This is a genomic window from Streptomyces sp. PA03-6a, assembly GCF_033792765.1.
Taxonomy (GTDB): domain Bacteria; phylum Actinomycetota; class Actinomycetes; order Streptomycetales; family Streptomycetaceae; genus Actinacidiphila.
Map to the genome: position 1 here is coordinate 1 of NZ_JARAVK010000330.1, position 8,093 is coordinate 8,093.

At 73.1% G+C, this 8,093-nt stretch carries 8 protein-coding genes and 1 pseudogene; 5 read left to right on the forward strand and 4 right to left on the reverse strand.

Annotated elements, in window-relative coordinates; translation table 11 throughout:
- A pseudogene (locus PV350_RS41680) lies at positions 1-249 on the reverse strand (hypothetical protein); the annotation flags it as partial.
- Positions 250-473: 224 nt separating this feature from the next.
- Here PV350_RS41680 and PV350_RS41685 point away from each other — a divergent pair.
- The 4 genes from PV350_RS41685 (at position 474) to PV350_RS41700 (ending at position 4,224) form a co-directional block, all read left to right on the forward strand.
- Positions 474-1,463 carry a helix-turn-helix domain-containing protein gene (locus PV350_RS41685; RefSeq protein WP_499514685.1) on the forward strand — a complete coding sequence of 330 codons (990 nt, stop codon included), beginning with the start codon at positions 474-476 and terminating at the stop codon, positions 1,461-1,463.
- A gap of 79 nt (positions 1,464-1,542) precedes the next feature.
- The gene (locus tag PV350_RS41690) at positions 1,543-2,025 is read left to right on the forward strand and encodes a DUF456 domain-containing protein (RefSeq protein ID WP_499514684.1); all 483 of its coding nucleotides are present in this window, start codon (positions 1,543-1,545) and stop codon (positions 2,023-2,025) included.
- Positions 2,026-2,223: 198 nt separating this feature from the next.
- Entirely contained in the window at positions 2,224-3,045 is an 822-nt protein-coding gene (locus PV350_RS41695; RefSeq protein ID WP_500338617.1) for a polysaccharide deacetylase family protein, read from the forward strand.
- 129 nt (positions 3,046-3,174) lie between these two features.
- Positions 3,175-4,224 (forward strand): LacI family DNA-binding transcriptional regulator, encoded by a 1,050-nt coding sequence (locus PV350_RS41700; RefSeq protein ID WP_499514682.1) that lies wholly within the window; start codon positions 3,175-3,177, stop codon positions 4,222-4,224.
- Positions 4,225-4,235: 11 nt separating this feature from the next.
- Here PV350_RS41700 and PV350_RS41705 read toward each other — a convergent pair whose 3' ends face one another.
- From PV350_RS41705 to PV350_RS41715, 3 genes are all read right to left on the reverse strand, one after another.
- Positions 4,236-4,625, reverse strand: coding sequence for a hypothetical protein (locus tag PV350_RS41705; protein WP_499516974.1), 390 nt, complete (start codon positions 4,623-4,625; stop codon positions 4,236-4,238).
- An 85-nt stretch (positions 4,626-4,710) separates the two neighbouring features.
- Entirely contained in the window at positions 4,711-5,145 is a 435-nt protein-coding gene (locus tag PV350_RS41710; protein WP_499514681.1) for a roadblock/LC7 domain-containing protein, read from the reverse strand.
- 60 nt (positions 5,146-5,205) lie between these two features.
- Positions 5,206-6,240 carry a MarR family transcriptional regulator gene (locus PV350_RS41715; protein WP_500338618.1) on the reverse strand — a complete coding sequence of 345 codons (1,035 nt, stop codon included), beginning with the start codon at positions 6,238-6,240 and terminating at the stop codon, positions 5,206-5,208.
- Between the two features lie 471 nt (positions 6,241-6,711).
- On the opposite strand from PV350_RS41715, the gene PV350_RS41720 reads away from it, so the two are divergent.
- Positions 6,712-8,016: an ABC transporter substrate-binding protein gene (locus tag PV350_RS41720; protein ID WP_500338619.1), complete on the forward strand. Its 1,305-nt coding sequence runs from the start codon at positions 6,712-6,714 to the stop codon at positions 8,014-8,016.
- The last annotated feature ends 77 nt before the right edge of the window (positions 8,017-8,093 follow it).

The following is an 8,093-nucleotide window of genomic DNA, read 5'->3' on the forward strand; positions in this document are numbered from 1 at the left end:
GGCCGGCGCGGCCGTGTCCTGCGGGACGGTCCGCCACGGCGCCTCGCCGCCGCCGTCCCGCTCCTCGCCCTCCGGCTCCTCGCCCTCCGCTTCCTCGCCCTCCGCTTCCTCGCCGAGCGCGGAGAGCGCCGAGCTGTAGCGGTCGTCGAGCGTGTCGCCGGGCTCCCGGCCCGCGGGGTCGGGCTGCCCGTACAACTGCCGCCACCACTCGTCCTCTTGGCGGCGGTCCGTCTCCCCCTGCTGACTCATGCCCCTATTGTCCACCGGCGGGCCCGCGGCGAAACAGGGTTCGGACACGCGAATGGTCCGACGGGCGGCCGGCTCCCTCCTCGGGCCGCACGTCGGACGATCCAGTAGGGACACCTTGCCAGGACAGGGGTTCGAACAGGGATGATGGCGGGCGGCGGGATTACGCCATGGCTCATTCCCGCCATGCCCGCGTCTTGCGTTCCTCGGATCCGGAAGGGGTGCCCGTGCTCGGTGCCATAGGGCTGGACGATGCCCAGGAGGCGGCGTACCGCGCCCTCGTGGGGCTGGGAGCCGCCGAGGTCGTCGACCTCTCGCACCGGCTCGGCATGCCCGAGGACGAGGCGGCCAGGATACTGCGCCTGCTGGAGCGGCAGGGGCTGGTCGCGCAGTCCTCCGCCCGGCCCGGCCGCTGGGTGGCCGCCCCGCCCACGGTGGCGCTCGGCGCCCTGCTCACCCAGCAGCGGCACCATCTGGAACAGGCGGAACTCACGGCCGCCGTGCTGGCGCAGGAGTACCGGGGCGAGGCCGCGGAGCCGTCGGCGCACGACCTGGTGGAGGTGGTGACCGGTGCGAGCGCGGTGGCGCACCGCTTCAACCAGCTTCAATTGGGGGCGGAGAAGGAGGTCTGCGCCCTGGTGACGGGCACCCCGATGGTGGTGTCGGGGATGGAGAACACCGCCGAGGAACGGGCCGTGGAACGCGGGGTGACCTTCCGCGTGGTCATCGAGCGCGAGGTCATCAGCGGACCCAACGGCATCGCGGAACTCACGGCGGCGCTCGGCCGCGAGGAGCAGGTGCGGGTGGTGGACCGGGTCCCCACCAAGCTGGTGCTGGCCGACCGTTCGCTGGCGATGGTGCCCATGGCCCGGGACGCGGGCGGCCCCGCGGCGCTGGTCGTCCACGGCAGCGGGCTGCTGGACTCGCTGATGGCGCTCTTCGAGAACGTCTGGCGCGAGGCCCTGCCGATCCGCCTGGAGACCGGGGGCGCCCTGCGGGAGGAGTCCCCGGACGCGCCCGACGCCGTCGACCTGCAGATCCTGTCGCTGCTGCTGGCCGGGCTCACCGACGCCAGCGTCGCCAAGCAGCTCGAACTGGGGCTGCGGACGGTGCAGCGCCGGGTGAAGCGGCTGATGGAGCTCGCCGAGGTGTCGACCCGGCTGCAGTTGGGCTGGCACGCGTACGAGCGGGGCTGGGTGGAGCGCACCCCCGGCTGAGGCGCGGGGACTTGGGGCGCCGCAGGCGAGGCCGGAAAACCAGGGGGCGCCGGGGCCCGGCTTCGGGCACGCTGGGCCCATGGGGACCGGACAGCTGTGCCTGATCGGTGCCGTCATGCTGTCCGGACTGTGGGGCGTGCTCGTACCGGGCGCGCCGGGCCCGCTGATGTGCTGGGCCGCGGTCCTGTGGTGGGCGACCCATCTGCACACCACGGTGTCCTGGGGCGTCCTGGCGGCGGCCACCGGTGTGCTGTTGCTCAACCAGGCCGTCCAACTGCTGCTGCCCACCCGGTCGGTGCGGGACGCGGGGGTCCCCCGGCGGGCCTTCCTCGTCGCAGGGCTGTGGGCCGTCGCGGGCTTCTTCCTGCTGCCGGTGGTGGGGGCGCCGGCCGGTTTCACGCTGTCCCTCTACGGCGGCGAGCGGATGCGGCTCGGCAGCCACGGCGCGGCCTGGTCCTCCACCCGTACGGCCATGCGGGCCGCAGGAACGGCGCTGCTGGTCGAGCTCTTCGCCTGCCTGCTGGTCGCCGGGGCGTGGCTGGGGGCCGTCGTCACCTCGTAGGTCCCACGGTGCCCGCCGGTGCCCGGCCGCGCGCAAGCGGGCGGTGCGCGGCGGCCGTTCGGGCCGCTCCGTCGCCGTCCTCCGGCGGAATTGTCAGGGCTCCGTAACAGCCGGATCCCCCGGTGTCCCTCCCCCGTCCTCCCGTGTGCAGGTACGGAACACAGGTACGGGACACCGGACACGAGGAGCGGGGCGGACATGGGGTGGAGCGGGATGCGCGGGACGAACGGCCGGGTGCTGGCGGCGGCGCTGGGCGTGGCGGGGGTGGCCGCGCTGGCGTCGGTGTGGACCGCCCAGGCCGGCACCCCCGACGGGCCGCAGGCGGCGGTACGTCCGGCGAAGCCCTCCGCCTCCGCCAAGCCCCGGCCCATACCCGGGCAGACCTCCGTGCCGGACGCCGAACTGCCCGCCCCCGTGGTGAACATGGACATCGCCCACGCCTCCGACAAGGGCCCCCGGGGCGTCAACATCACCATCGACGACGGGCCCGACCCGCGGTGGACCCCGCAGATCCTCCAGGTGCTGCAGGACAACGGCGTGAAGGCGACCTTCTGCATGGTCGGCCCGCAGGCCCGGGCCCACCCCGACCTGGTGAAGGCGGTGGTGGCCGCCGGGCACCGGCTGTGCGACCACTCCGTCACCCACGACACGACGATGAACGGCAAGCCGCGCGCGTACCAGGCGAAGGAGATCCTGGACGCCGAGCGCATGATCACCCAGGCCTCGGGGGGCGTCAGGCCGCTGTACTACCGGGCTCCGGGCGGTGCCTTCACCCCGTACAGCCGCCAGCTCGCGGCCTCCCGCGGCATGCGCCCGCTGGGCTGGAACGTCGACTCCGAGGACTTCAAGCAGCCGGGCACCGGCGTGCTGGTGTCCACCGTCAAGAACGAGATCTCCAACGGGCCGACGCTGCTGTTCCACGACGCGGGCGGGGACCGCGGCCAGACCGTCGAAGCGCTGCGGGAGATCCTGCCCTGGCTGAAGCAGCAGGGCCACACCTTCGGCTTCCCGGTGCGCTGACCGCCGGGCGGGCGGCCGGGCACAGGCGAGAGAGAGCGCTCTCAGAAACGGCCCGCGAGCTGCGGGGAGAGCGCTCTCTCCCCGCTTCCCGGAGGGACTACGCTGTTCCCGTCCCGAGAGGAGCACCCCTTGTCCGACCAGATCTCCGGAGCGCGCCCGACGCTCGAAGCCGTCGCCGAACGGGCCGGGGTCTCCCGGGCCACCGTCTCCCGGGTCGTGAACGGCGGGACGGGGGTGCGCGAGGCACTGGTGGACAAGGTCCGCAAGGCCGTCGAGGAGCTGGGCTACGTACCCAACCAGGCCGCCCGCTCGCTGGTCACCCGGCGCACCGGGGCGGTCGCCGTCATCGTCGCGGAGCCGGAGAGCCGGGTCTTCGCGGACCCCTTCTTCGCACAGCAGTTGCTCGGCATCAGCCGTGAGCTGGCGGTGCACGACTCGCAGCTCGTCCTGCTGCTGGTGGAGGGCACGGCCGACTACGACCGGGTGGGCCGCTACCTGGCCGGCGGGCACGTGGACGGCGCGCTGGTCTTCTCGCTGCACGCCGAGGACCCGCTGCCCGGCATCATCCGCCGGATCGCGCTGCCCACCGTCTTCGGCGGGCGCCCCGGCTGGCCGGGGGCGGAGGGGGACCGCAGCGTGCTCTACGTGGACTCGGACAACCGCGGCGGCGCCCGCGAGGCGGTGCGCCACCTGGTCTCGCTGGGGCGGGAACGCATCGCGACCGTCACCGGGCCGCTGGACCAGACCGCGTCGGTGGACCGGCTCGACGGCTACCACGACATCCTGATGGACGCGGACCCGCGGCTGATCGTCGAGGGCGACTTCTCCGAGGCGGGCGGGGCGCGTGCCATGGCCGTGCTGCTGGACCGGGCGCCGGACGTCGACGCCGTCTTCGTCGCCTCCGACCTGATGGCCTGCGGTGCGCTGCGGGTGCTGCGCGAGCGGGGCCGGCGGGTGCCGGAGGACGTCGCGGTGGTCGGCTTCGACGACATGGTCTCGGTGGCGGAGCTGGCCGACCCCCCGCTGACGACGGTCCGTCAGGAGATCGAGGAGATGGGCCGGTTGATGGTCAGGCTGCTCGTGCGGGGCCTGGAGCGGCGGTCGGAGGAGGACAGCGGCGGCCGTCCGCTGTCCTCGCTCGTCACCCCGACCCGGCTGGTGCGGCGCGCCAGCGCCTGACCGGCCGGGGCTCAGAGCGTGCTGTGCTCCTTGACCACACGGCGGGCCTGGGCGAAGAGCATGCCCACGTTGACCGAGCGGCGGCAGACGACGACGGCGACGACGTCCTCGTTGATGTTGTTGCGCATGAACAGGTGGGTCAGGTTGTCGCTGTTGACGAGGATCTCCTGGAAGTAGTGCGCGTCACTGGTGACCCCGCGACGCTCCTTGAAGACGTCCTCGATCATCACCACCGTGCGCCCCTGGAAGAGGTCGAGGGTCGCCGCGGCGAGCAGGTCCAGGACCTCCGGCGGATGGCTGTCGACGGTGTCGACGGAGAGCAGCATGCCGGTCGACATGTCGACCACACCGGCGGCGAGGCAGTCGGGGACCTCCTGGCGCAGGTTCTTCACCAGGCCCATGACCTGGTCGGACAGGTTGCCGTGCGGGCGTTTTCCGGTGGTGCTCACAGCACTCCTTCTGCGGTCTTCACTGGGGCTTGGGTCGTCATCCGAGGACTCCCTCGGGGTCGTGCGCGGACTCCGGCGCGGGCACGGCGCCCGGTCCGGGACCGGGTGCCAGCAGGATCGCGCCGATGCGCTCGACGGCGGACCTGGCCTCCACGTGGAGCTGGGGGACGTTCATGCCCTCGTCGCCCACGACGACCAGGAGCGCGGTCTCGCCGACCGCGTAGACGGCGGTGTAACCGCCGCTGCTGCAGGTCACGGTCCTGCGGAGCGGGCCGCGCAGGGCCGCCATGGCGATCCGCCGGGCGAGCCCGAGGCCGGCGGCGGCCAGGGCGGCGAGCCCGTTGGGGTCGATGGCGTCCTCGGTGTCGGCGGCGATCAGCAGGCCGTCGACGGCCGCCACGGCCGTGTCGGTGACGCCGACCACCTGGTCCCGCAAAGCGCGCATCTCGGCGACCAGGGCGTCATGATTCATGCACGTGCACCTCCTTGAATTCCCTTCGGTCGGTGTTCCGTTGGTCCCCGCGGATTTCGGTCACGGGGAATCGGTCCGGCTCCGTCCTCGCGGCCGGAGAAATCCTTTCCAGCCCGATTGCGGGCGGCTCGCGTCGAGCGCCTCGCGAATACCGCTGGCGCCCGGTTCACGGCGGGGCAGCCCCTCGGCGCCGGGGGCCGTGACGGGGACGTCCCCCGGCTCCCACTCCGGCACCGGCGGGTAGGGGCCCGGGTACGGGTCCGGGTCGCCCTCCGGGAGGGCGAGGGGAGGACTCGGCACGGCGGGGCCCGCCGGCTCCGCCGCTGTCGTGAGATACGGGTCGGGGAGCTGCGGCGCCGGGGCGGGCGGCGGCAACGGGTGGGCCGGCGGGGCCGGGACGGTCTCGACGAGGCCCTCGGCGCACATCCGGGCGACCTCCACGGTGATCGTGTAGACCCCGCGGCCGATGAGGAACGCGATGTCCCGGGGGCTGCGCCGTCCGTTGGCGCAGCCGAGGATCTCGCGGCGCACCGGCGCCAGGGGCTCGTCCGCCCACGCGGGCGGCCCCACGGCGGCGACCCGGTCGCGGTCGGGCGAGACCGATCGCGGCAGGGAGGCCAGCGCGGTGAGCCGGCGCCCCGCCTCCACCAGCAGTTCCTCCGGCTCCACCCCGTTGCCCAGGCCCGGCGGCGGCACGGTGCGCGGCGCTCCCGGCGGGGCGGGGTCGAAGGCGCAGTTGTCCAGGCGTCCGGCCAGCACGGCGAAGACCGCGTCCTGGACGGCCATCATGTGCAGCACCTGGAACTCGGCCGTGCCCAGCCGTCCGCCGGCGGCGATCGGCGCGCCCGGCCACAGCCCCGTCCCTGCTGCGTCGTGGGCGGCGTTCCACTCGTCGGCGTCGATGCGCCCGGAGCGCACCAGCAAGGTGCCCACCCCCGGCGCCCCGGGGCTCTCCACGGCCACGACCGCGCCGTCGAGCAGATGGAAGGCCCCGCCGGGGCTGCCCTGCACGCGCAGGACCCCGGTCGCCCGTTCGTCGCGGCACCTGGACAGCGCGCGGCCGAGCAGACCGTGAGCGGCATTCCGGGCGGGCACGGAACCCGATGGTGCCGAGGTCATCGCTCCCCTTGCTGCGGTTATTCGGGCATACGGGCGGGCGGGCTCGCGGACAGAGGGACGGGAGGCGCGGAAATGCCGTACTCATGCACGAACAATCACGCCGGCGGGTAATTTCTAGCAGCCCTCCGACACCCTCCTCCGGGCATCGCACGACATGGCCGAGGACGAGTATTCGAGCCCTACAGATGTCAATTCCGTGCCGTTCCACGACCGTTTCCGCGCCACCGGGCGGAGGCACCCGGAGAGGTTCGCGAAGGGTCACGACGCCGGCGATGCCGTCAGGACGTGGAGCCGCGCAGGGTCCGGGGCCACCCCACCGGCCTTTATCCATTCGACTCTTGACGAAGCACCGGGTGCGGCGGCACTCTCCTGGGCATCGCTTGAGAGCGCTCTCAAGAACCGCGAACAAGGGCCCTCTCACCCGTCCCGAAGCCATGGGAGGCTTCCATGCCCATCGCCCGAGCCGCCAGACGCGCCACCCTCCGACTCGGGGCGGTCGCGCTCGCCGGGGCGCTCCTCGCCGCCTGCGGATCCGGCTCCACCGGTACGTCCGCGGACAAGGACGGCAAGGTCACGATCACCGTCGACCTGTTCGGCACCTTCGGCTACAAGGAAGCCGGCCTGTACGACGAGTACGAGAAGCTCCACCCCGGCGTCACCGTCAAGGAGAGCAGCACCGAGAACGAGGCCGACTACTGGAAGGCCCTGCAGACCCGGCTCGCGGGCGGCGGCGGTCTCGCCGACGTCCAGGGCATCGAGGTGGGCCGCATCGCGTCGGTCACCCAGCAGCAGGCCGACAAGTTCGAGGACCTGGGCGCCCTGGGCGCCAAGGACCTCAAGGACGACTTCTCCGCCGCCAAGTGGGCCGCCGCCACCACCTCCGACGGCCGCACCCTGGGGCTCGGCACCGACGTCGGCCCCGAGGCGATCTGCTACCGCACCGACCTGTTCCGGCAGGCCGGCCTGCCCACCGACCGGACGGAGCTGGCGCAGAAGTGGTCCACGTGGGACGGCTACCTGGAGCTCGGCAAGCAGTACAAGGCGAAGGCGGGGGCCAAGAGCGCCTGGGTCGACAGCGTCGGCAGCCTCTACTCCGTCATCGTCGGCCAGGAGAAGGAACGTTACTACGACGCCTCCGGCAAGCTGGTCTACGACGACAACGCCGCCATCACCTCGGCCTGGGACCTGTCCGTGAAGGCCGCAAAGGACGGGCTGAGCGCCAAACTCGCCCAGTGGACCCCCGCCTGGAACCAGGCCTTCAGCAGCGGCTCCTTCGCCACCATCGGCTGCCCCGCCTGGATGCTGGGCTACATCAAGGGCCAGGCCGGGGACGCCGGCAAGGGCAAGTGGGACGTCGCCCCGCTCCCGGGCGGCGCCGCGGGCAACTGGGGCGGTTCCTACCTGGCCATCCCCAAGGGCTCCGCGCACGCCAAGGAAGCCTTCGCGCTGGTCAAGTGGCTGACGGCCGCGGAACAGCAGGCCAAGCTCTTCAAGAAGCAGGGCAGCTTCCCCTCCAACGTCGGGGCGATCGAGTCCGTCAAGGACGTCACCGACCCGTACTTCAGCGACGCGCCCATCGGGCAGATCTTCGGCGCCGCCGCCGAGGCCTCCCCGGTGCAGGTGCTCGGCGTGCACGACGGCGACGTCAACCAGCAGATCACCAACGCGCTCGGCGAGGTCGAACGCAAGGGCACGGACTCCGCGACGGCGTGGAGCCACGCCAGGAAGGGCGTCGAGAACGCCGTCGGCTGACGGCCCCCGCCCCGCCGGCGCCGGGCGCGGCGGACCCCTCCCCGGTCCTCCGCGCCCGGCGCCGGCGGGGCGGGGGC